We start from the raw sequence: 22,767 nt of genomic DNA, 5'->3' as shown, positions 1-22,767 counted from the left end.
TCGCGTCCCGAAGACTAGAGCGTGAAGCCCCGGTCGTTCGGGCCGACCGGCGCCGGCAGCTGTGTGGTGCCCTCGAGGTAGCGGTCGACCTCGGCCGCGACGGAGCGACCCTCGGCGATAGCCCAGACGATCAAGGACTGTCCGCGCCCGGCATCGCCGGCCACAAAGACGCCGGGGGCACTGGTCTCGAAGGAGGCGCCGCGCGCGACATTGCCTCGCTCGGTGAAGGGGACCTCGAGCTGGCGAGCGAGGTGGTCCGCCTCCGGACCCGTGAAGCCGAGGGCGAGCAGGACCAGGTCGGCCGGGATCTCGCGTTCGGTGCCCGCCTTGGGCACGCGACGCCCGTCGAGATACTCGGTTTCGGCCACGCGCACCGCACGGACCTCGCCGCCCTCGTTGGCCAGGAACTCCACGGTCGAGGCGAGGAACACGCGCTCCCCACCCTCTTCGTGAGCGCTCGAGACCTCGAACACGGTCGGATCCATCGGCCAGGGCTGAGTGTCCGGGCGCTCGGACGGCGGCTGCTGCCCGATCGCCAGAGTGGTGACCGAGGCGGCCTTCTGGCGGTGTGCGGTTCCGATGCAGTCGGCTCCGGTGTCGCCTCCGCCGAGGACCACGACGTGCTTGCCCTCCGCCGAGATCTGCTCGAAAACACGGTCGCCCGCGATCGCGCGGTTCGACTGCACCAGGTACTCCATCGCGAAGTGCACGCCGTCGAGGTCGCGGCCCGGAACGGGCAGATCCCGCGGAACGAGAGCGCCGGTGGCGACCACGATTGCGTCGTAGCGCGCGCGCAGGTCGTCCCAGGTGATGTCGGAGCCGATGTCGACTCCGGCGCGGAAGCGGGTGCCCTCCGCCTTCATCTGGTTCAGGCGCAGTTCGAGGTGCTTCTTCTCCATTTTGAAGTCGGGGATGCCGTAGCGCAGGAGTCCGCCGATGCGGTCGTCGCGCTCGTAGACCGCGACCGTGTGCCCGGCGCGAGTGAGCTGCTGCGCGGCGGCGAGCCCCGCGGGGCCGGAGCCGACCACCGCGACGGTCTTGCCGGTCAGACGCTCCGGCGGGTGCGGCTGCACCCAGTCGTTGCCGAACGCCTGATCGATGATCGAGACCTCGATCTGCTTGATCGTGACCGCCGGCTGGTTGATCCCGAGCACGCAGGACGACTCGCACGGCGCCGGGCAGAGCCGACCCGTGAACTCCGGGAAGTTGTTCGTCGCGTGCAGACGCTCGATGGCCTGGCGGCCCTCGCCGCGCCACATCAGGTCGTTCCACTCGGGGATCAGGTTCCCCAGCGGGCAGCCCTTGTGACAGAACGGGATGCCGCAGTCCATGCAGCGGCCCGCCTGACGGCGCAGCACGGCGGAGTCGCCCTGCTCGTAGACCTCTTTCCAGTCCATCAGGCGCACGGACACCGGGCGCCGATGGGGCAGCTCCCGGTCCTGCACCTTCAGGAACCCCTTGGGATCAGCCACCGGTCACCTCCAGAATCCGTCCCCAGACGACATCGCCGTCGGGGTCGAGCCCCTCCTCGACGGCGGATGCCCGCGTCGCGAGCACCGCAGCGAAATCGCGGGGCAGTACCTTGACGAAACGCGAGACCGTTCCGTCCCAATCATCGAGCATCCCCTGGGCCAGGGGCGACTCGGTCTCGACGACATGCCGTTCGAGCAGGTCGCGCAGCATTTCTGCATCGGCACTGCCGAGCTCGGAGAGGGTGAGTTCACCGGACGCGAGGGCGTCGCGGTTGACGAGCTCCCGGCGCAGGCCGTGGATGTAGGCGGTGCCGCCGGACATGCCTGCGCCGAGGTTCCGTCCGGTCTCGCCGAGGATCACCGCCAAACCGCCGGTCATGTATTCGAGCGCGTGGTCTCCCACGCCCTCGACCACCGCGGTGGCACCGGAATTGCGCACGAGGAAACGCTCGCCGACCATCCCGCGGAGGAACATCGTGCCCTGAGTCGCCCCGTAGCCGATCACGTTGCCTGCGATCACGTTGGCGGAGGCGTCGAACGTGCTACGGCGGTCGGGCCGCATCACGATCTGGCCGCCCGAGAGCCCCTTGCCGACGTAATCGTTGGAGTCGCCCTCAAGGCGCAGCGTGATGCCCGCCGGGAGGAACGCCCCGAACGATTGCCCGGCCGAGCCGCGCAGGGAGACCACGATCGAGTCGGCCGGCAAGCCGTTCTCGCCGTAGCGGACGGTGACCTCGTGGCCGAGCATCGTGCCGACCGCGCGCTCAGTGTTCTTGATCTCGCGCTCGATCGAGACGGTGCCGCGATGATCGAGGACGTTCGCCGCACGACGAATCAGCTCGTTGTCGAAGTGCTGCTCGAGCTCGTGCTTCTGGCGGCGCGCATTCCGGCGCGGCTCGTCGTCGGCGAACTCGGGGCCGACCAGGATCGGCGTCAGGTCGAGGCCGCTCGCCTTCCAATGCTCCACGGCGCGATTCACGTCGAGCAGCTCGCGGCGGCCGACGATCTCGTCGATGCTCCGGTAGCCGAGGTGCGCGAGGTACTCGCGCACCTCCTGAGCGATGAACTCGAAGAAATTGACGACGAACTCGGGCTTGCCGGTGAAGCGCTTGCGCAGCTCCGGGTTCTGCGTGGCGACTCCGACGGGGCAGGTGTCGAGATGGCAGACGCGCATCATGATGCAGCCCTCGACAATCAGCGGAGCCGTCGCGAAGCCGAACTCCTCGGCCCCGAGCAGCGCGCCGATGACGACGTCGCGGCCTGTCTTCATCTGCCCGTCGACCTGCACGACCACGCGGTCCCGCATGCCGTTGAGCATGAGGGTCTGCTGGGTCTCGGCGAGGCCGAGCTCCCAGGGAGTCCCCGCGTGCTTCAGCGAGTTGACCGGGCTCGCGCCCGTGCCGCCGTCATGGCCCGAGACGAGGATGACGTCGGCCAGGGCCTTCGCCGTGCCCGCCGCGACCGCTCCGATACCCGACTGGCTGACCAGCTTCGCGTGGATGCGGGCCGACGGGTTAGCGCGCTTGAGGTCGAAGATCAGCTGCTTGAGGTCCTCGATCGAGTAGATGTCGTGGTGCGGGGGCGGCGAGATCAGCCCGACCCCGGCGGTCGCGTGCCGGGTGCGCGCGATCCACGGGTACACCTTCGTCGGCGGCAGCTGACCGCCCTCGCCGGGCTTGGCGCCCTGGGCGAGCTTGATCTGGATGTCGTCCGCGTGGGTGAGGTACATGCTCGTGACGCCGAAACGACCAGACGCGACCTGCTTGATCGCGGACCGGCGCTCGGGGTCGAGTAGCCGCTCGGTGTCCTCACCGCCCTCGCCGGTGTTCGACTTGGCGCCGAGCCGGTTCATCGCAATGGCGAGCGTCTCGTGGGCCTCGGGCGAGATGGAGCCGTAGCTCATCGCTCCGGTGGAGAATCGCTTGACGATGGCCTCGACCGGCTCGACCTCGTCGAGCGGGACGGGCGTGCGTCCGCCGGCGAACGCGAACATGCCACGGAGGGTCATCAGGGCACTCGACTGGTCATCGACCATCGAGGTGTACTCGCGGAAGATGTCGTAGCGGCGGTTGCGGGTCGAGTGCTGTAGGCGGAACACCGTGTCCGGGTTGAACAGGTGCGGCGCGCCGTCGCGGCGCCACTGGTATTCGCCCCCGACCGCGAGGCGCTCGTGTGCGATGACGGCGCCGTCCTCCGGGTAGGCAGCGCGGTGACGGGCCGCGTTCTCCTCGGCGACGACCTCCATACCGATGCCGCCGAGCTTGGAGACGGTGCCGGTGAAATACTGGTCGACGAATTTCTGGCTGAGTCCCACCGCCTCGAACGTCTGCGCTCCGGCGTAGCTCGAGACGGTCGAGATGCCCATCTTCGACATGATCTTCAGCACGCCCTTGCCGAGGGCCTTGATCACATTCTTGACGGCCTTCTCCGGCGAGAGATCCGAGATCATCCCACTGCGCACCAGCTGCTCGCACGTCTCCATTGCCAGGTACGGGTTCACCGCGGAGGCGCCGTAACCGATCAACGTCGCGACGTGGTGCACCTCTCGGACGTCACCGGCCTCGACGACGAGCCCCACGCGCATCCGGTTCTCGGTGCGGATGAGGTGGTGGTGCACCGCCGCGAGCATCAGCAACGACGGAATGGGCGCGAGATCCTTGGTGGAGTCGCGGTCCGAGAGTACGAGGAACTGCGCTCCGGCGGCGATCGCCTCGTCGGCCTCGTCGCACATGGCGTCGATCCGCTCCTGCATGGCGCGCGGTCCGGCGTCGACACGGTAGAGACCGCGGATCGTCGTGGTGATGTGGCTGAGCGGACGCGGCGCGATGTGCTGGATCTTCGCGAGTTCGTCATTGTCGATCACCGGGAAGTCGAGGACCACTTGCCGCGCGTGCTCGGGACCGGCGCTCAGCAGGTTGCGCGATGGCCCGAGGCCGAGGCGGAGCGAGGTGACCACCTCCTCCCGAATGGAGTCCAGCGGCGGATTGGTGACCTGCGCGAACGCCTGGGTGAAGTAGTCGAACAGCAGGCGCGGGCGCTGGGAGAGCACCGCCACCGGAGTGTCCGACCCCATCGCGCCGAGCGGCTCCGCACCGGCGCGCGCCATGGGCAGCAGAAGGAGGCGGACCTCCTCCTCCGTGTAGCCGAAGGTGCGCTGGCGGCGGTTGACCGAAGCGGGGGTGTGCACGATGTGCTCGCGCTCGGGGAGGTCCCTGAGGTTGATGCGGCCGTTCTCCAGCCACTCCTCGAAGGGACCGGAAGCAGCGAGCTGCGCCTTGATCTCCTCGTCCTCGACGATGCGGCCCTGCTCCGTGTCGACCAGGAACATGCGACCGGGCTGAAGGCGTCCCTTGCGGACCACCGTCGCCGGGTCGATGTCGAGCACGCCGATCTCGCTCGCGAGCACCACGAGTCCATCGTCCGTGACCATGAAGCGGCCGGGGCGAAGCCCGTTGCGGTCGAGCGTGGCGCCCACGAGCACGCCGTCGGTGAAGCCGATCGCGGCCGGACCGTCCCACGGCTCCATGAGCATCGAGTGGTACTCGTAGAAGGCGCGGCGCTTCGCATCGAGGGCGCCACCCTGGTTCTCCCAGGCCTCGGGCACCATCATCATCACGGCGTGCGGGAGCGAGCGGCCGGCCAGGGTGAGCAGCTCGACGGCCTCGTCGAAGGACGCGGAGTCGCTTCGGCCCGGCGAGACGATCGGGAGCAGCGGCGCGAGGTCACCCAGTTCGCGACTCTTCAGCTGCGACTGGCGGGCGCGCATCCAGTTGCGGTTGCCCTGCACAGTGTTGATCTCGCCGTTGTGCGCGATCATCCGGAACGGCTGCGCGAGCGGCCAGGACGGGAAGGTGTTGGTCGAGTAGCGGGAGTGCACGACGGCGAGCTTGGACGCGAAGCGCTCGTCCGAGAGATCGGGGTAGAACGGCTCCAACTGGAGGGTCGTCACCATCCCCTTGTAGACGAGTGTGCGGCTCGACAGCGACATGAAGTACGCCTCGAACTCGCGCTCGACCCGCTTGCGCAGGCGGAAGGTCTGCCGGTCCAGGCGGAGGGAGGCCAGGGGGACCCCGTCCTCGTCGGTCAGCTCGCTGGAGACATAGACCTGCTCGATCGCCGGCATCGCAGCGCGAGCGAGGGTACCGATCTCGTCGGGCTGCACCGGCACGGACCGCCAGCCGAGCACGGTCAGGTTCTCCTCGCGGGCGATCTCAGCGATCGATGTCTTCACCCGCTCGCGGGCGAAGACGTCCACGGGCAAGAAGGCGTTACCGACGGCGTACTGCCCCACGGGCGGCAGTTCGACCGGAGCGACCGCGCGTAAGAACTCGTCGGGGATCTGCGTGATGATGCCCGCGCCGTCACCGGTCCCGGCATCGGAGCCGACGGCTCCGCGGTGCTCGAGGTTGCGCAGCGCATTGAGTGCCGCGTCGATGATGTCGTGGCCGGGGGTGCCGCGCAGGGTGGCGACCATCGCGAGACCGCATGCGTCCTTCTCTGCGGCCGGGTCGTACATCCCCTGGGCCGACGGCGTGCCGATGAAGGGCACGACGGGAGCCTGGGGCGAGGGCTGGGCGGAGGCCATGTGAACCGTCCTCACGGGGGTGATGGCTGATCGGGGCGTCGCTGGCCCGCGGGGGTGGAGGAGGGACGGCTTCCCGGTCAGGAGAGCCGCAGAGTTCTGCGCAGTGCGAGCGTCGTGCGCCGCCGGCGGTGCCAGCACGACCTCCCACCCGCGGCAGCGCTCGTGGCTGCGCCGTGAGGGGCGGTCGTGGAGGTGTCGGGCACCTGGGCGGCGATCGCGGAGGCTCCGCGACCCCGTCAGGTGCGGGAGACCGTCGGCTTCTCGGCGACGGTGCCGGAAGCAGGGGTGGTGGTGTCGTCGGAGTGGGACTCGACGTCCTCGAACTCTATCTCAGCGGAAGCCGGAGTCCACTCCCGACCCGGCCGGTACGCCGAGGGCTCGCCACCGGGATGTTCGCGCTTCTGAATCACCACGATCACCAGGCCGATGACGACGGCAGCGAGGGCAGCCCAGACATTGGTGCGGATGCCCCAGAAGAACTCACTCGGGTCGATGCGGATGGACTCGAACCAGACTCGGCCGACGCCGTACCAGATCAGATAGGCGGCGAAGACGGTGCCCCACTGCAGTCGGAGGCGGCGCTCGAGCACCAGAACGACGGCGATGCCGACGACGTTCCAGAGAATCTCGTACAGGAAGGTCGGGTGGAAGAGGGTGCCCGCCTGCAGGCCGACCGGGAAAGCCGGGTTCGTGGTTTCGATTTCCAGGCCCCAGGGCAGGGTGGTGGGCAGGCCGAAGAGCTCGTGATTGAACCAGTTGCCCAGGCGTCCGAGCGCCTGCGCGGCCAGCAGGCCGGGAGCAAGGGCGTCGGCGAAGCTCCAGAAGCGGACGCCGGTCCAGCGGCAACCGATGAACGCGCCGACCGCGCCACCGATCAGGCCGCCGAAGATCGCGTTACCGCCGTTCCAGATGCGGACGACCTCCCACGGGTCGGCGCCGGCGAAGAAGTAGTCGCCGGGGTGCGTCAGCACGTGATAAGCCCGAGCGCCGACGATGCCCAGCGGGACCGCCCAGATGATGATGTCGAGCACGACCCACGGCTCGACGCCGCGACGCCTGAGGCGCTGGTCGGTCATGATCGTCGCCACGATGATCCCCGCGAGGATGCACAGCGCGTAGGTGTGGATCGCGAGGGTCCAGTTGCCGATCGTGAGGTCGTACTGACTCCACGCGTCGGGGGGGCTCGGAATGCTCAGCGGTACGGACACCGGTACTCGACCTTTCGAAGGAGGGGGTCCCCCGGGCGCAGCTCGGCCGCGCCCCGGTGGGCATCCCGATTGTAGCGGGAGGGCGTCAGCGCTCGGCGCGCGTGCCCTCAGCGAGGCCGCGGGACGTCTCGGCGACAGCGGCCACCCCTCCGGATGCCAGGGCGCGCACCAGCGCGGAGCCGACGATAGCGCCGTCCGCGTACGCGAGGATCTCGGCGACCTGCTCGCCGGTCGAGATGCCCAGGCCGACGCAGGCGCTCTCGGAGCCGGCGACGCGGAGCCGGTCGACCAGCGTGCGCGCTGCGGAGTCGACGTCGGTGCGGGCCCCGGTAATACCCATCGTCGAGACCGCGTAGACGAAGCCGCGGCTGGAGTCGACCGCCTGGCGCAGCCGCGTGTCCGTCGAGGACGGCGCGGCCAGGAACACCCGGTCGAGGCCGAGGCGCTCGGACACGGCGAGCCACTCGGCTCCCTCGTCCGGGATCAGGTCGGGCGTGATCAGGCCGGAGCCGCCCGCCTCCGCGAGGTCGCTCGCGAAGCGCTCCACGCCGTACTGCAGCACGGGGTTGTAGTAGGTCATCACCAGAACCGGCACGTCGACGCGCGCGCGGATGCTGCGCACCGCTTCGAAGCCGTGCCGCAGGCGGAACCCGCCGGCGATGGCGGCCTGCGTCGCCTCCTGAATGACCGGTCCGTCCATCACAGGGTCGGAGTAGGGCAGGCCCAGTTCGATCGCGTCCACGCCGTTCTCGGCCATCGCGACCGCGGCGTCGATACTCGTCGGCAGGTCGGGGAAGCCGACGGGCAGGTAGCCGATCAGGGCGCCCGCGGCCTCCTCGTTGCGGCGCCGGACGGTCTCGGCGACGCTCGGCCCCCGACCACTCACGACTGCACCGCGCCCTGGTCCATCAGACCGAAGTAGTGCGCGGCCGTTGTCATGTCCTTGTCGCCGCGGCCGGAGAGGTTGACGAGGATCGTCGCGTCCGGGCCGAGTTCGCGACCCAGCTCGAGCGTGCCGGCGAGGGCGTGCGCGGACTCGATGGCCGGGATGATGCCCTCGGTGCGGCTCAGCAGCATCAGAGCATCCATCGCGGCGGAGTCGGTGACCGCTCGGTAGTCGGCGCGGCCGATGCTCGAGAGCCAGGCGTGCTCCGGGCCGATCCCGGGGTAGTCCAGGCCGGCCGAGATCGAGTGCGATTCGACCGTCTGGCCATCCTCGTCCTGAAGGAGGAAGCTGCGCGCACCGTGCAGGACGCCCGGCCGGCCCTTGCTGATGGTCGCCGCGTGGCGCGGGGTCTCGATCCCGTCGCCCCCCGCCTCGAAGCCGACGAGGCGGACCTCGGGGTCGTCGAGGAAGGCGTGGAAGATGCCCATCGCGTTCGATCCACCGCCGACGCAGGCCGTAACCGCGGTCGGCAGCGAGCCGGTGAGCTCGAGGACCTGCTCGCGCGCCTCCTCGCCGATGATCTTCTGGAAGTCGCGCACCAGCGCGGGGAACGGATGCGGCCCCGCGACGGTCCCGAAGATGTAGTTGGTCGTGCCGACGTTCGTGACCCAGTCGCGCATCGCGTCGTTGATCGCATCCTTGAGGGTGCGCGAACCGGTCGTCACGGGGATCACCTCGGCGCCCAGGAGCCGCATCCGGGCGACGTTGAGCGCCTGGCGTTCGGTGTCGACCTCGCCCATGTAGACCACGCAGTCGAGGCCGAAGAGCGCGGCGGCCGTGGCGGTCGCGACTCCGTGCTGGCCGGCGCCCGTCTCCGCGATGACCCTCGTCTTGCCGATCCGCTTGGTCAGCAGCGCCTGCCCCAGCACATTGTTGATCTTGTGCGAGCCGGTGTGGTTGAGGTCCTCGCGCTTGAGGATGATCCGCGCACCGCCGGCGTGCTCGGCGAACCGGGGTACCTCCGTGATGATCGACGGCCGGCCGGTATAGCTGCGGTGCAGCTCCATCAGCTCGGCCGCGAACGCGGGGTCGACCTTGGTGCGCTCGTACTCGGCGCTCAGCTCATCGAGTGCCTCGACGAGCGACTCGGGGACGTAGCGTCCGCCGAACTCGCCGAAGTAGGGGCCGAGTTCATCCCGGAGTGCCATGCGGTTCCGCCTTACGGTGATCAGGACGCCAGGAACCTGGCGAGAGTGGAGACGGGGTCGCCTCCGGTGACGAGCGCCTCGCCCACGAGGACGACATCGGCACCAGAACGGCGGTAGTGGGCGACATCGTCCGCCGTCTTGACCGCGGACTCGGCGACCTTGACCGCAGTGGCGGGGATGCGATCGGAGAGTCGGCCGAAGAGGTCGCGGTCGAGTTCGAAGGTCGTCAGGTTGCGCGCGTTCACGCCGATGAGGTGGGCGCCGAGGTCGATCGCGCGCTCGAGCTCGTCGGCCGAGTGGGTCTCGACGAGCGGGGTCATCCCGAGCTCGAGGACCAGGGCGTGCAGCTCGGTGAGCAGGGGCTGTTCGAGCGCGGCGACGATGAGCAGGACCAGGTCGGCACCGGCCGCTCGGGCCTCGAGGACCTGGTACGGCTCGGCGATGAAGTCCTTGCGCAGGACGGGGATCGAGACGCGCTCGCGGACCGCCTCCAGGTCGGCGAGCGACCCCTTGAAGCGGCGCTCCTCGGTGAGGACGCTGATCGCGCTCGCTCCCCCGAGCTCGTACTGCCCGGCCAGATCGGCGGGAACGGGGATGTCGGCGAGGGCCCCGCGCGACGGGCTCGCGCGCTTGACCTCGGCAATGATCTTGACGCGCTCGGCGGGAGCCAGCGCGGCCAGGGCGTCCAGGGCGGGGGTCTGAGCGAGCGCACGACGCTCAACGACCTCGATCGGGGCGCTCTCGCGGCGGCGAGCCGCATCGGCCAGGGCTCCGGCGGTCAGGTCTGTGAGCATCAGGCACCCACCTTCGAGTTCGCCTTCGGGCCGTCGACGCCATAGCCCGCTCTGGCCATCCCCACGCCCACGAGCAGGCCTACCACGACCAGGCCGGCCGAGAGCCAGACGACGAGCGGCACGTCGAACCAGAACGCGATCGTGCCAATCGTGAATCCGACCAACATGATGACGACGGCCGTCCAGGCCGCGGGCGAGTGGCCGTGGTTGTCGTCGTCGTGCTCGCTGCTCATGGGTCTCCTCCTTGTAGTGCATCGGAACCCGAGCAGTCTAGCGTGAGGCACCTGGGGACCCTGGCCGGGACGCACCTGCCGCGGGCCCCCGTCAGGGGCCGGACTCGGGCCGTCTTCGAGCGGGTAGCCGGCCCGGGTCAGCGGGAGGACGTGGGGTCGTCACCGCGCGAGAGCTCGTCCCAGGAGACGACCGGATCGATGTCGCCGTCGTCGGTGTGGACCGTCGAGGCGCCGTGGCCGTAGCCGTCGGCCGGCTCGAAGCGGGACGTCCGCTTCTTCGCCGCCCCGGGCCACCGGCGCGAGGTCGCGAGCACGCCGATCCCGAGCACCGCTGCGAGCACACCGCACGCCAGAGCCACGACCGGCCAGGCCGTGACGGCGGAGGAGGCGACCAGGGCCGCGACGGACTGCTCACCGGCGATGGCGGTCGCCCCGGTGACCAGCGAGGCCCCGGCGCGCACGGGGTCGCCCAGGGCGGTCGCAGCCGCCAGCACGACCGACGCGCCGAGAAGCACCTGAAGCAGTCCCAGCAGGATCCGGAAGACGGGACCGGCGATCGCGAGCGCCGCCGCGAGGGCCAGGCCCGCGAGCGCGAGCGCCGAGAGTGCCGGAGCGGCGACCGTGCCCGCCACGTCGATCCGCTGGCCCTCGCCCTCGGTTGCCGCGAGCGTCAGCGTGAACCACGACTGCGTGGAGGAGGTCAGCTCGAGCGCGGCGAGCAGCACGACCCCGAGGATCGCGGAGTACTTCAGCCGCCGGCCGCTCACGCTCACTCCCCCGGGCCGAGGCCGGTGAACGGCGCGAGCGGATCGACGTCGAAGCAGGCGTGCTCGCCGGTGTGGCACGCGGCTCCGATCTGCTCGACCTGCACCAGCAGCGTGTCGGCATCGCAGTCGAGCGCGGCTGCCCGCACGAACTGGGCGTGGCCGGAGGTGTCGCCCTTGCGCCAGTACTCCTGCCGCGAGCGCGACCAGAAGGTGACGCGGCCCTCGCTGAGGGTTCTGCGGAGCGCCTCGCGGTCCATCCACCCCATCATCAGCACCTCGCGGGTGTCGTGCTGCTGAATGATCGCGGGCAGCAGCCCGGTCGGATCGAAGGCGGCGCGCTCGAGGACGGCGTCGAGCTCGGCGGGGGTCATCGGACCTCGATCCCGGAGTCGGCGAGCGCGCGTTTGACGTCCCCGATCGTCAGCTCGCGGTTGTGGAAGACGGAGGCGGCGAGGACGGCGTCGGCTCCCGCGTCGATCGCGGGGGCGAAGTGTCGGGCGGCGCCGGCGCCCCCGGAGGCGATGACAGGGACGCTACTGCGCTCGCGCATCGCGGCGATCAGCTCGAGGTCGAAACCCTGCTTGGTGCCGTCGGCGTCGATGGAGTTGACCAGCAGCTCCCCGGCGCCGCGCTCGACGGCCTCGGCCGCCCACGCCAGGGCGTCCAGGTCGGTCTCGTGGCGACCGCCGTGGGTGGTGACGACGAAGCCGGACGCCGTGGCGTCACTCCGCTTGACATCGAGCGAGAGCACGAGCACCTGCGCGCCGAAGACGTCGGCGATCTCGCCCAGGAGCTCCGGCCGGGCGATTGCGGCGGAGTTGACGCCGACCTTGTCCGCGCCGTGCGCGAGCAGGCGCGACACGTCATCGGCGCTGCGCACGCCCCCACCGACGGTGAGCGGGATGAAGACCTGCTCGGCCGTCGCCCGCACCACGTCGTAGGTGGTCGAGCGGTCATCGACCGTGGCGGTGACGTCGAGGAAGGTCAGCTCGTCGGCACCCTGCTCGAAGTAGAGGCGTGCGAGCTCGACGGGGTCGCCCGCATCGCGCAGGTTCTGGAAGTTGACGCCCTTGACGACGCGGCCGGCGGCAACGTCGAGGCAGGGGATGACGCGGACGGCGAGACTCATCGGCTCCCCCTTCTACAGGCGCGCGGCGTGGATCGAGGTGACCAGGATCGCGCGAGCGCCCAGGTCGTACAGGCGGTCCATCACCTGGTTCATGTCCGCCCGGGGCACCATCACGCGAACGGCGACCCACTCGGCGTCGTGCAGCGGCGAGACGGTCGGCGACTCGAAACCCGGTGCGATTGCAGTGGCGCTCTCGAGCAGGGACACGGGGCAGTCGTAGTCGAGCAGCACGTACTCGCGAGCGACCAGAACGCCCTGCAGGCGCCGCAGCAGCACGGGAATGCCCTCCGGCTCCCCCTCGGCCGAGACGAGCACAGCGGTCGAGTCGAGGATGACCGGGCCGAAAATCTCGAGCCCCGCCTTGCGGAGCGTGGTGCCGGTTTCAACGACATCGGCGATCACATCGGCGACACCCAGCTGGATCGCGGACTCGACGGCGCCGTCGAGACGGATCAGAGCCACGTCGACGCCGTGCTCGCGGAGGAAGCGACCGACCAGACCCGGGTAGCTGGTCGCGACCCGGAGGCCGTCGATCTGCGCGAGGTCGTCGTAGCGGCCGGCCGGTCCGGCGAAACGGAAGGTGGAGTTCGCGAAGCCGAGGCTTGCGATCTCGCGCGCCTGGGAGCCGGAGTCGATCAGGAGATCGCGCCCCGTCACTCCGACATCGAGGGCGCCGGAGCCGACGTAGGTCGCGATGTCGCGTGGACGGAGGTAGAAGAACTCGACACCGTTGCGCTCATCGACGACGTGCAACTCCTTCGGGTCGCGGCGACCGGTGTAGCCCGCCTCCGCGAGCATCTGGCCGGCGGTCTCCGACAGGGAGCCCTTGTTGGGAACGGCGACGCGCAGCAGCGCCGGGGCGGGGGTGGTGGTCACGGGAGGTCCTTCATGACTCGACGGCTGTTCGATGGGCGGCACGGTTCCTCGGGGAGCGTGCGGACGCGACGGCGCGGATCGACGGCGCACCCCGGCGAGCGGGGCGGTGCTCACAGATGCCGGTAGACGTCGGCCGTCGTCAGACCCTTCGCGAGCATCAGCACCTGGAGGTGGTAGAGCAGCTGCGAGATCTCCTCGGCGGTGCGCTCGTCGCCCTCGTACTCGGCGGCCATCCACACCTCGGCGGCCTCCTCGACGATCTTCTTGCCGATGAAGTGCACGCCGGCGTCGAGCTCACGGACGGTACCCGATCCCTCGGGCCGGATGGCGGCCTTCTCGCCCAGCTCCGCGAAGAGGTCGTCGAAAGTTTTCACCGGGGAAGTCTATACGGCGGGCGGGACGGGGCCGCGTGGGCGCTGTGAGCGGCGTGCGAGGCGTGCGATGTGCAGGAGCCCGTCCGATTCGCAGGAGACCGTCCGATTCGCAGGAGACCGTCCGATTCGCAGGAGACCGTCCGATTCGCAGGAGACCGTCCGATTCGCAGGAGAAGGTCGCCGTCACGCGTTCGTCATGCGGCAGAACCGGGCATCTCGCACGGATCTCCTGCACACCGCACGGAAGCCTGCACACCGCACGGAAGCCTGCACACCGCACGGAAGCCTGCACACCGCACGAAGGCCTGCACACCGCACGGGATCCTGCAGATCGGACGGCGTCCGCCGCCTCAGTGCCGGTGCAGGTGCGCGGTAGCCGTAGCGCGCAGGGCCGCGATGGCCTGCTCCGGGTCGTCGGCGCCGAAAACCGCGGAGCCGGCGACGAACGTGTCGGCCCCCGCCTCCGCCGCGATCTCGATCGTGCCCGGCGCGATGCCGCCGTCGACCTGAAGCCAGACGTCAAGTCCGGTGCGGTCCACGACGTTCCGCAGGGTGCGCAGCTTGGGCATCGTCTCCGCCAGGAACGACTGGCCGCCGAATCCGGGCTCGACCGTCATCACGAGGACCTGGTCGAACTCCGGCAGCAGGTCGAGGTACTCATCCACCATCGTCCCCGGTTTGAGCGCGATGCCGGCGCGCGAGCCGATCTCGCGCAGGCGCCGCGCGAGAGCCACGGCGTCGCGTGCGGCCTCGGCGTGGAAGGTGACCGAATAGGCGCCGGTCTCGGCGTAGTCGGGCGCCCAGCGGTCCGGGTCTTCGATCATCAGGTGCAGGTCGAGCGGACGGGGCGACACGTCCTGCAGGCGCTGGACCATCGTCAGGCCGAAGGTCAGATTTGGCACGAAATGGTTGTCCATCACGTCGACGTGCACGAAGTCGGCTCCGGCGATCCGCTGCAGCTCGGCCTCGAAGTTCACGAAGTCGGCGGAGAGGATGCTGGGGTTGATCCGTGCGGGCATGCGTCCAGCCTAGAGCGGGCCCGCTCCCGCGGCAGGCGTCACGACCGGCGGCGCAGGAGCTGAATGAACATGGCGTCGGTGCCGTGCCGGTGGGGCCACAGCTGCACATGGGTCGCTCCGTCGGGAAGCGCAAGCGGTGCGGCGCTCACTCCGCGGAGCACGGCGGGGGTGTCCACGAGCTCGAGCGCGTGCCGCTCCTGGGCGAGAGCGAGTACGCGCCGCGTCTCGCCGAGGTGCGGCGAGCAGGTCACGTACGCGAGCAGTCCCTCCGGCGCGAGAGCTTTCACGGCGGAGTCGAGCAGCTCGCCCTGCAGAGCGGCCAGCGGCTCGACGTCGGCCGCCGACTTGCGCCAGCGCGCCTCCGGCCGGCGTCGCAACGCCCCCAGGCCGGTGCAGGGCGCGTCGAGCAGGATCCGGTCGAACGCTCCCGGCCGCTCGTCACCGAGCTCGCGCCCGTCCCCGGTGCGCACCTCGACCGTGGGATCGACAGCCGCCAGCGCCTGCCGCACGAGTCCCGCGCGGCCGGGCACCACCTCGTTCGCGAGCAGTGTCGCCCCGCCGGCCCGCGCCTCCGCTGCGAGCAGAGCCGCCTTGCCGCCGGGGCCGGCGCAGAGATCGAGCCAGCGCTCACCCGAACGGACCGGGCGCGCTCGGGAGAGGGCCAGCGCGGCCAGCTGCGAGCCCTCGTCCTGGACACGCACCCGGCCCTCGCGCACGGCGGGGAACGCCTCCGGGTCGCCGCCGGTGCTGGTCATGCCGACCGGCGAGAACCGATCGGGCTCGGCGTCGGCAATCTCGCCGGGAGCCGCTGACCCGGGCAGGGCGACCAGGTTGACGCGCGGTGCCGCGTTGTCGGAGGCGAGTAGCGCGTCCAGCTCGTCGGCCGCGCCCTCCGCCGCCAGCGCCCGCCGCAGGGCGCGGACGATCCAGACGGGGTGGGAGTTCAGTGCGGCGATCCGGTCGTCTGCGGAGACGGCGGCGGCGGACACCCGTTCGCGCCACTCGTCCGCGCTCGAGCGCGAGACCGTGCGCAGCACCGCGTTGGCGAAGGCGACCGCCCCGCGCGAGGAGCCGGCGGCAACGAGCGCGACGCTCTCATTCACCGCGGCGTGCGGAGCCACGCGGGTCGCGAGCAGCTGGTGCGCACCCAGGCGCAGCGCGTCCAGGACCGGCGGGTCGAGGCTGTCCGCAGGTCGGCGCGCGGCCAGGGCGATCACCCTGTCGTAGTAGCCGGACATCCGCAGGGTGCCGTAGCACAGCTCGGTGGCCAGCCCCGCGTCGGCGGGCGAGAGACCGGCCGCGCTGATCCGCGCCGGCAGGACGAGGTTCGCGTAGGCGTCCGATCCGCTCACCGCGAGCAGGACCTCGTAGGCGACCCGGCGGGCGGGGGCGGCGCCGCGACGGGCGCTCATCCGAGCACCGTGCTGTCGCGCAGCCCCCGCGCCCAGGCGGCGCCCGGCATCGGAGTCTTGCCGGCGGGCTGGACGGTGACCAGCTCGATCGCTCCGTCCCCGGTGCCGACGAGCGCGCGTCCGGAGTGAAGGCGCACGCTGCCCGGAGCGAGATCCCCCTCCGCGGCGCGCACGGCCAGCACCTTCAGGCGCGCGCCGCCCACCGCGGTGGAAGCGCCGGGCTCGGGGGTCGTGCCGCGCACCAGCGCCAGGATCCGCGCGGTCGGCAGCGTCCAGTCGATCCGGCCGTCGGTCGCGTCGAGCTTGGGCGCGAGGGTCACCTCGCCGACCTGCGGGGTGGCGACGGCGGTCCCCCGTTCGAGTGCGTCGACCACGTCGAGGGTGAGGTTCGCGCCGCTTTCGGCCAGCTCCGCCAGCAGCGCGCCCGCGGTGCGCTCCCCCGCGTCGACGGGGAGTTCGGCGTAGACGTCGCCCGCATCGAGTTCGGCGACGAGCTGGAAGACGCTCGCGCCGATCCGCGTCTCCCCCGCCATCAGCGCGCGCTGGAGGGGAGCCGCTCCCCGCCAGCGCGGCAGCAGCGAGAAGTGCAGGTTGATCCAGCCGAGCCTCGGCACCGCCAGCAGCCGCTCGCGCACGAGCCCGCCGTAGGCGACGATCACGCCCAGATCCGGGGTGAGCTCGGCGAGGTGGTCGGTCACCTCCTCGTCGAGCCGATTCGTGCGGATCACGGGGAGCCCCAGCTCCTCCGCCGCGACGGCGACCGGCGACGGAGTGAGCACGCGCTTGCGGCCCACCGGAGCATCCGCCCGGGTGACCACGGCGACGACCTCATGCGCGGAGGCGGCGAGGCCCTGGAGGGTCGGGACGGCCGCGGCGGGCGTACCGGCGAAGACGAGGCGCACAGGGCTCTCCCGGGGTGTCAGAGGATGTCGGGGTCGTCGAGGCGAACCCGGAGCTTGGGGGCCGGCCGGAAGCGACCGGGCGTGGTCGGCGGCCGACGGCGGCGCGTGGCATTGCGGATCACGGCGGAGCGGAGGCGGGCGGCCACCTCCGCACCGCGAGCGTAGTCGAAGCGCACGATGGCCCGGACGGAGCCGTCCTCGAGCCCGACCGGGCCGAGCACCTCCTGCCGGTCCTCCTCGTCGAGCGCGTCCAGCGCCTCCGCCACCGCGTGCGCGTCACCGCTGACCGTTGCGAGCCGCACCGCGGGCGGGAACCGCAGTGCGCGCCGCTCCAGCAGCTCGGCGCGGAGGTACTCGGCCTGACGCCAGGTCGCGAGGGCGGTCGCGAGCCGACCGCCGACCCCGACCAGCAGTACCGGAGCGCCCGGGCGGGCCAGGGCAGCGGCGTTCGACCAGGTGCGAAGTGCGTCGTCGGCGACGCGCAGGCTCTCGCGCGCCAGCATCCGCTCGCCGTCCAGGAGCAGGACGGCGTGGTAGCCGCCGTCGACCCGCGGCTCTGCGCCTCGCGTGGCCACGACGAGCGCGGGCTCGGCGGGGAGGGTGAGCACGGGCCGCTGGCCGTCGGCGACGATCACCTTGGCGCCGGGGAAGGCGCGCCCCAACTCCTCCGCGGTGCGCCCGGCCCCGAGGGTGACCAGGCGGAGGGCCGTGGCCTCGCAGACCGAGCAGGTCCAGTCCGCCGCGATCAGGCCGCACCAGCCACAGCTCGGACGCCCGCCCGCAGAGTGCACGCCGAGCGGTCCCTGGCAGCGGTTGCAGCGCGCGACGGTGCGGCAGCGGGCGCAGGCGACCACCGGCGCATAGCCGGGCCGCGCGACCTGCACCAGCACGGGGCCGGAGTCGAGGGCCTTCCGTGCCTCTCGCCAGGCGGAGGAGGGGATGCGCGCGGCAGCGTCATGCTCGTCGGCCGCCCACTGCTGCGCGGTCGGCACCACGTGCGGGCGGCGGCTCGGGCGCGGTTCCACCTCGGCCGCGAAGCCGATCTCGACCAGACGCTCGACCTCGACGGTGCGGGTGTTGCCCAGCAGCACGAGGCCCGCGCCACTCTGCTCCTGACGGATCAGGGCGACGTCACGGGCATGCGCGTAGGGCGCCAGGGGCTCGGCGAAGAGCGGGTCCCCGTCGTCCCAGAGCGCGATCAGGCCGAGGGCGGAGGAGGGGGCGTAGAGCACGGAGCGGTTGCCCACGACGACCCGCGGCCCGGGATCGAGGCAGCGGACGAAGGCGGCGTAGCGCTCGGCGCCCTTCTGGCGCGCGTCGAGCCGCACAAGCGACTCCGCCGGGACGTGGGCCGCGAGAGCGAGCTCCAGCTGCTCCTGATCGCGGTAGTCGGGCACCGCCAGGATCGCGTCGCGCCCCGCGGCGAGCGTATCGCGGGCGAGCTCGGCCAGCGTGACGGCCCAGCCACCGACCCACCCACCGGAGTCGAGCTGCACGGGAGTCGGCACGGCACCGACTGCCAGACGCGCACCCTCGGCGAGTCCGGCGAAGGAGTCGACGGGATACCCCGTCACTCCGCCCGCCTCGACCAAGGGAGCAGCCGGAGCCGGACCCGCCGCGAGACGCGCCTTCTCGACCCGCACGTGGCGCCGCGGTACGGCAAGGCGCAGCACGTCGCTCGCTCCTCCGCAGGCGCGGTCGGCGACACGGCGTGCAAGGGCCCAGACCTCGGGCGTCAGCACCACGAGCGGCGAAACCAGCTCCTCGACCTCGCTCAGCGCGCCGACGTGCTCGGATCCCTCCCCCGTCTCCACGACGAGGGCGTCGGCGATCCGCCCGCCGGTGCGCAGCGGCACCCGCACGCGGACACCGGGCACCACCTGCCCGCGCAGCGCCTCCGGCACCGCATAGTCCAGGAGCCGGTCGAGCTGCGGGAGTGGCGAGTCCAGGAGCACGCGCGCGACGGCTCCACTCGTCGCCATCGCCGCGGGGCCCGCTACGAGAGGCCCGCGGCGGAGCGCAGGTCCTCGACCCGGTCGAGGCGCTCCCAGGTGAAGTCGGGAAGTTCGCGGCCGAAGTGACCGTAGGCCGCGGTCTGCGCGTAGATCGGGCGCAGCAGGTCGAGGGCGTGGATGATCGCGGCCGGGCGGAGGTCGAAGACGGAGCGGATCGCCTCGGTGATCGTCTCGTCCGAGACGGTCCCGGTGCCGAAGGTCTCGACGTAGAGGCCGACCGGAGCGGCCTTACCGATCGCGTAGGCGACCTGCACCTCCATCCGTGAGGCGAGGCCCGCGGCGACCGCATTCTTGGCGACCCAGCGCATCGCGTACGCGGCCGAGCGGTCCACCTTGGACGGGTCCTTGCCCGAGAACGCTCCGCCGCCGTGGCGCGATGCTCCGCCGTAGGTGTCGACGATGATCTTGCGGCCGGTGAGCCCGGCGTCGCCCTGCGGGCCGCCGATCTCGAAACGGCCGGTCGGGTTGATCAGCAGGCGGACGGCCGAGGAGTCGAGGTCGACCGTCTCGAGCACCGGGCGGATCACGTGCGCCTCGATGTCCGCGTGGATCGTCTCGGTGCTGACGTGCTCGGCGTGCTGCGTGGAGAGCACGACGGTGTCGATGGTCGACGGAGTGGTGCCGTCGTAGCCGATCGTGACCTGGGTCTTGCCGTCGGGACGGAGGTAGTCGAGCTCGCCCGACTTCCGTACGGCCGCCAGGCGCTCGGCGAGGCGGTGCGAGAGCCAGCTGGGCAGCGGCATGTACTCGGGAGTCTCGTCGGTCGCGAAGCCGAACATCAGACCCTGGTCGCCCGCGCCCTGGCGGTCGAAGGCGTCCTCCCCCGCCGTGAGAGTGCGGACCTCGAGGGCCGTGTCGACGCCGGCCGCGATCTCGGGCGACTGCTGGCCGATCGACACCGAGACGCCGCAGGAGCGACCGTCGAAGCCCTTCTCGGAGGAGTCGTACCCGATCTCGACGATCGTGTCGCGGACGATCTTGGGGATCTCGACGTAACCGCTCGTGGACACCTCGCCCGCGACGTGCACGAGGCCCGTCGTGACCAGCGTTTCGACGGCGACGCGGCTGTGCGGGTCCTCGCGGAGCAGCGCGTCGAGGATATGGTCCGAGATCTGATCGCAGATCTTGTCCGGGTGGCCCTCGGTGACGGACTCGGAGGTGAACAGGCGGAGGGGACCGGAGGTCATGCTTCTCTTCTCGTCCCGGTGTCGTGCGGACCGGGGTCGTTCGTACCGGACGTGGCCGGGCGGGCACAGTGGCCGCGCGGGCAGGCGGTCGGCGCCTCCGCGGGCAGACCGGTGGGGCTAGCGCGCGATCGCGTCGAGGACGCGGTCGGCCACCTCCGCCTTGCTTCCCGAGGCCTCGCCCACTATATCGCCGGCTCGATCCAGGACCACGACGGCGTTGCGCTCGCTCTGGAAACCCTCGGCCCAGCCGACCCTGTTGACAACAAGCAGATCGCACCCCTTGCGGGCGATCTTGGCGCGCCCGAGCGCGAGCATCGCGTCCCGGTCCGGCTCGGTCTCGGCGGCGAACCCGACAACGATCTGCCCCTCGTGTCGCGCGGAAGCGATCTCGGCCAGAACGTCCGGGGTCTTGATCAGCTCGAGGACCAGCCGCTCGCCCTGCTGCTCCTTCTTGATCTTCGCGTCGGCGACCTCGGCCGGCCGATAGTCGGCGACGGCCGCGGCCATGATCACGACGTCCGCTCCGGGAGCGGCGGCCAGGGCGGCCGCGCGCAACTCGAGAGCGGTGCCCACCTGGCGCACCGTGACGCCCTGCGGGACCGACACGTCGAGGTTGGCGGCGAGGAGGGTCACCTCGGCGCCGCGGGCCGCAGCGGCCAGCGCGAGCGCGACCCCCTGCCGACCGCTGGAGCGGTTGCCGACAAAGCGCACCGGATCGAGGGGCTCGCGGGTGCCCCCCGCAGTCACCAGGACGCGGAGCCCCTCCAGATCGCGGCGGGCGCCGACGGCCCGGGCGTGCACGGCCAGAGCCTCGGCAACGATCGTCTCGGGCTCCTCCATGCGGCCGGGTCCGGAGTCGGCGCCGGTAAGACGCCCGACGGCGGGGCCGATCACGTGCACGCCGCGCGAGCGGAGGGTCGCCGTATTGGCGACGGTCGCGGCGTTCGCCCACATCTCGGTGTGCATCGCCGGGGCGACGACCAGCGGGGCAGTACTCGCGAGGACGGTGGTGCCCAGCAGGTCATCGGCCAGGCCGGCGGCGAGCTTGGCGAGCGTGTGCGCCGTGGCCGGAGCGATGACGATGAGGTCGGCGGTCTGACCGATCGCCACGTGCCGCACTTCCGCGACGCCCTCATACAACTCGGTGTGTACGGGGTTACGCGAGATGGCCTCGAGGGTGGGCTTGCCGACGAAGCGCAACGCCGCCTCGGTCGCGATGACGTGGACGTCGTGCCCCGAGAGGACCAGCGCGCGCACGACTCCCACTGCCTTGTACGCGGCGATGCCGCCGGTGATGCCGACGACGACCGTGAGCCGTCGACCGGTCTCGTGAGAGGAGCCCACCCGGCGAGGACTACTCGGCGAGGGGCTGGGCGACCAGCTTGTCCTCGTTGATCTCGTGCAGCGCGACCGAGAGCGGCTTGTCGTCGATGGTCGAGTCGACCAGCGGGCCGACGTTGTCGAACAGGCTGCCCTCGTGGAGGTCGGCGTAGTAGTCGTTGATCTGGCGGGCGCGCTTGGAGGCGAAGATCACCAGCGCGTACTTCGAGTCCACCTTCGAGAGGAGCTCGTCGATGGGCGGGTCGATGATGCCGAGATTGTTGGCCATGAGTGTCTCCTTGCGGGCGCATCAGCGCCGATCTGCGGCTCCGGAGCGGCACGACGCGGGCTCCCGGAGGCGCGAGCCCGAAGGAACCCGGGCGTCGGCCCGGAGGTGGTCGGTGGCCCGGTGTCAGCGACCCGGATCAGCGGGGGCGTCGTCGGCACGAGGCGACATCAATGCTACGACCTCGCGGGCCGCTTCGGGCACGGTGCTGTTCACGACGGCGACATCGAACTCATCCTGCGCGGCCAGCTCCACCTTCGCGGTGGCCAGGCGGCGCTCCTGCTCCTCAGCGCTCTCGGTGCCGCGGCCGACCAGGCGGCGCACCAGCTCGTCCCAGCTGGGCGGCAGGAGGAAGACCAGGCGGGCATCCGGCATCCGCTCGCGCACCTGGCGCGCACCCTGGATATCGATCTCGAGCATCACCTGCCGACCCTGCTCCAGTGCGGCGTCGATCGGCCCGCGCGGCGTCCCGTAACGGTGCGCGTTGTGCACGACCGCGTACTCGAGGAACTCCCCCGCCGCGATCATCCGGTCGAACTCGGCGTCGTCGACGAAGTAGTAGCTCACGCCGTCCACCTCGCCGGGGCGCGGGGCCCGAGTGGTGGCCGAAACCGAGAGCAGCACCTCGGGGTAGTTCTCGCGGATGTAGGTCGAAACGGTGCCCTTGCCGACCGCGGTGGGACCGGCGAGCACGAGCAGCCGGTTGCGGGAGGGGCGGCGCCGGCGCGCCTCCCGCTCCTCCAGGAACGACGCCAGGCCCTCGACCTGACGACGCCCGAGGCCACCGAGGCGCTTCGACTCAGCGATCCGCAGCTGGTCCATCACCCGTGGCGTCTTGACCACGCCGAGAGCCGGGACGGAGCGCAGCAGCTCACTGACCCGCATCCGCCCCTCGACCCCGAGCGGTTCGGCCTGCGCAGCGGCGAGCACGGCGGTCGCGGGGCGGCGACCGGAGGCGACCGCCTTCTTCACGACGGCGCGGGCACGGCGCGCCGCGATGGCGGCCTCGGAAGCGGCGCGGCGGTCGACCTCGGGCGGAGAGGGACGGTGCACGGCCTCCGGGCGCGACGGGGCGCCGGGGTCGGGGCTGACGG

20 protein-coding genes are annotated in these 22,767 nt (G+C 71.3%); all 20 read right to left on the bottom strand.

Annotation, left to right across the window (positions count from 1 at the left end; all coding sequences use genetic code 11):
- Positions 1 to 14: 14 nt before the first annotated feature.
- Positions 15 to 1,472: a glutamate synthase subunit beta gene (locus A6122_RS06350; protein ID WP_068252881.1), complete on the bottom strand. Its 1,458-nt coding sequence runs from the start codon at positions 1,470 to 1,472 to the stop codon at positions 15 to 17.
- Positions 1,465 to 6,057, bottom strand: coding sequence for a glutamate synthase large subunit (gene gltB, locus A6122_RS06345; protein ID WP_068252878.1), 4,593 nt, complete (start codon positions 6,055 to 6,057; stop codon positions 1,465 to 1,467). Before gltB ends, A6122_RS06350 begins: the two co-directional genes overlap by 8 nt.
- Before the next feature lie 236 nt (positions 6,058 to 6,293).
- A complete protein-coding gene (gene lgt / locus A6122_RS06340; RefSeq protein ID WP_068252877.1) occupies positions 6,294 to 7,265 on the bottom strand; it encodes a prolipoprotein diacylglyceryl transferase in 972 nt (323 codons plus the stop codon).
- An 85-nt stretch (positions 7,266 to 7,350) separates the two neighbouring features.
- Complete coding sequence (gene trpA / locus A6122_RS06335) at positions 7,351 to 8,151, bottom strand: tryptophan synthase subunit alpha (protein WP_068252876.1); 801 nt, start codon at positions 8,149 to 8,151, stop codon at positions 7,351 to 7,353.
- On the bottom strand, positions 8,148 to 9,359 hold the full coding sequence (trpB, locus tag A6122_RS06330; protein WP_068252874.1) for a tryptophan synthase subunit beta: 1,212 nt from the start codon (positions 9,357 to 9,359) through the stop codon (positions 8,148 to 8,150). The genes trpA and trpB overlap by 4 nt, the downstream gene beginning before the upstream one ends.
- A 20-nt stretch (positions 9,360 to 9,379) precedes the next feature.
- The gene (gene trpC / locus A6122_RS06325) at positions 9,380 to 10,153 is read right to left on the bottom strand and encodes an indole-3-glycerol phosphate synthase TrpC (RefSeq protein ID WP_068252873.1); all 774 of its coding nucleotides are present in this window, start codon (positions 10,151 to 10,153) and stop codon (positions 9,380 to 9,382) included.
- Positions 10,153 to 10,386 (bottom strand): DUF6704 family protein, encoded by a 234-nt coding sequence (locus A6122_RS06320; RefSeq protein ID WP_068252870.1) that lies wholly within the window; start codon positions 10,384 to 10,386, stop codon positions 10,153 to 10,155. The genes trpC and A6122_RS06320 overlap by 1 nt, the downstream gene beginning before the upstream one ends.
- Positions 10,387 to 10,523: 137 nt before the next feature.
- Positions 10,524 to 11,153, bottom strand: coding sequence for a Trp biosynthesis-associated membrane protein (locus A6122_RS06315; protein ID WP_237358245.1), 630 nt, complete (start codon positions 11,151 to 11,153; stop codon positions 10,524 to 10,526).
- Between the two features lie 2 nt (positions 11,154 to 11,155).
- Positions 11,156 to 11,524 carry a phosphoribosyl-AMP cyclohydrolase gene (hisI, locus tag A6122_RS06310; RefSeq protein ID WP_068252861.1) on the bottom strand — a complete coding sequence of 123 codons (369 nt, stop codon included), beginning with the start codon at positions 11,522 to 11,524 and terminating at the stop codon, positions 11,156 to 11,158.
- Positions 11,521 to 12,282 carry an imidazole glycerol phosphate synthase subunit HisF gene (gene hisF, locus A6122_RS06305; RefSeq protein ID WP_068252858.1) on the bottom strand — a complete coding sequence of 254 codons (762 nt, stop codon included), beginning with the start codon at positions 12,280 to 12,282 and terminating at the stop codon, positions 11,521 to 11,523. Before hisF ends, hisI begins: the two co-directional genes overlap by 4 nt.
- Positions 12,283 to 12,294: 12 nt before the next feature.
- Entirely contained in the window at positions 12,295 to 13,134 is an 840-nt protein-coding gene (gene hisG, locus A6122_RS06300; RefSeq protein ID WP_068257176.1) for an ATP phosphoribosyltransferase, read from the bottom strand.
- Between the two features lie 134 nt (positions 13,135 to 13,268).
- The gene (locus A6122_RS06295; protein ID WP_068252855.1) at positions 13,269 to 13,532 is read right to left on the bottom strand and encodes a phosphoribosyl-ATP diphosphatase; all 264 of its coding nucleotides are present in this window, start codon (positions 13,530 to 13,532) and stop codon (positions 13,269 to 13,271) included.
- 350 nt (positions 13,533 to 13,882) lie between these two features.
- Positions 13,883 to 14,551 (bottom strand): ribulose-phosphate 3-epimerase, encoded by a 669-nt coding sequence (rpe, locus tag A6122_RS06290; RefSeq protein WP_068252852.1) that lies wholly within the window; start codon positions 14,549 to 14,551, stop codon positions 13,883 to 13,885.
- A gap of 38 nt (positions 14,552 to 14,589) precedes the next feature.
- Positions 14,590 to 15,963, bottom strand: a complete 1,374-nt coding sequence (locus A6122_RS06285; protein ID WP_068252849.1) for an RsmB/NOP family class I SAM-dependent RNA methyltransferase — start codon at positions 15,961 to 15,963, stop codon at positions 14,590 to 14,592.
- Positions 15,960 to 16,865: a methionyl-tRNA formyltransferase gene (fmt, locus tag A6122_RS06280; RefSeq protein ID WP_068252847.1), complete on the bottom strand. Its 906-nt coding sequence runs from the start codon at positions 16,863 to 16,865 to the stop codon at positions 15,960 to 15,962. Before fmt ends, A6122_RS06285 begins: the two co-directional genes overlap by 4 nt.
- Positions 16,866 to 16,882: 17 nt before the next feature.
- Positions 16,883 to 18,847, bottom strand: a complete 1,965-nt coding sequence (locus tag A6122_RS06275) for a primosomal protein N' family DNA-binding protein (protein ID WP_068252845.1) — start codon at positions 18,845 to 18,847, stop codon at positions 16,883 to 16,885.
- A 14-nt stretch (positions 18,848 to 18,861) separates the two neighbouring features.
- A complete protein-coding gene (metK, locus tag A6122_RS06270; RefSeq protein WP_068252842.1) occupies positions 18,862 to 20,067 on the bottom strand; it encodes a methionine adenosyltransferase in 1,206 nt (401 codons plus the stop codon).
- 117 nt (positions 20,068 to 20,184) lie between these two features.
- Positions 20,185 to 21,411: a bifunctional phosphopantothenoylcysteine decarboxylase/phosphopantothenate--cysteine ligase CoaBC gene (coaBC, locus tag A6122_RS06265; RefSeq protein ID WP_068252839.1), complete on the bottom strand. Its 1,227-nt coding sequence runs from the start codon at positions 21,409 to 21,411 to the stop codon at positions 20,185 to 20,187.
- A 10-nt stretch (positions 21,412 to 21,421) separates the two neighbouring features.
- Entirely contained in the window at positions 21,422 to 21,676 is a 255-nt protein-coding gene (gene rpoZ, locus A6122_RS06260) for a DNA-directed RNA polymerase subunit omega (RefSeq protein ID WP_055791825.1), read from the bottom strand.
- A gap of 123 nt (positions 21,677 to 21,799) precedes the next feature.
- Positions 21,800 to 22,726 carry a guanylate kinase gene (gmk, locus tag A6122_RS06255; RefSeq protein ID WP_068257175.1) on the bottom strand — a complete coding sequence of 309 codons (927 nt, stop codon included), beginning with the start codon at positions 22,724 to 22,726 and terminating at the stop codon, positions 21,800 to 21,802.
- Positions 22,727 to 22,767 lie beyond the last annotated feature (41 nt).

It is taken from the genome of Rathayibacter tritici, from assembly GCF_001641005.1.
Classification (GTDB): Bacteria; Actinomycetota; Actinomycetes; order Actinomycetales; family Microbacteriaceae; genus Rathayibacter; species Rathayibacter tritici.
The sequence above is the reverse complement of the archived record's forward strand: the minus strand, read 5'-3'. Positions and strand labels throughout refer to the sequence as shown.

Coding starts and splice junctions, on each gene's coding strand:
- gltB (WP_068252878.1), bottom strand. CDS start 6,057: ATGGCCTCCGCCCAGCCCTCGCCCCAGGCTCCCGTCGTGCCCTTCATC.
- trpB (WP_068252874.1), bottom strand. CDS start 9,359: ATGGCACTCCGGGATGAACTCGGCCCCTACTTCGGCGAGTTCGGCGGA.
- trpC (WP_068252873.1), bottom strand. CDS start 10,153: ATGCTCACAGACCTGACCGCCGGAGCCCTGGCCGATGCGGCTCGCCGC.
- A6122_RS06320 (WP_068252870.1), bottom strand. CDS start 10,386: ATGAGCAGCGAGCACGACGACGACAACCACGGCCACTCGCCCGCGGCC.
- hisI (WP_068252861.1), bottom strand. CDS start 11,524: ATGACCCCCGCCGAGCTCGACGCCGTCCTCGAGCGCGCCGCCTTCGAT.
- hisF (WP_068252858.1), bottom strand. CDS start 12,282: ATGAGTCTCGCCGTCCGCGTCATCCCCTGCCTCGACGTTGCCGCCGGC.
- rpe (WP_068252852.1), bottom strand. CDS start 14,551: ATGCCCGCACGGATCAACCCCAGCATCCTCTCCGCCGACTTCGTGAAC.
- A6122_RS06285 (WP_068252849.1), bottom strand. CDS start 15,963: ATGAGCGCCCGTCGCGGCGCCGCCCCCGCCCGCCGGGTCGCCTACGAG.
- A6122_RS06275 (WP_068252845.1), bottom strand. CDS start 18,847: ATGGCGACGAGTGGAGCCGTCGCGCGCGTGCTCCTGGACTCGCCACTC.
- metK (WP_068252842.1), bottom strand. CDS start 20,067: ATGACCTCCGGTCCCCTCCGCCTGTTCACCTCCGAGTCCGTCACCGAG.
- rpoZ (WP_055791825.1), bottom strand. CDS start 21,676: ATGGCCAACAATCTCGGCATCATCGACCCGCCCATCGACGAGCTCCTC.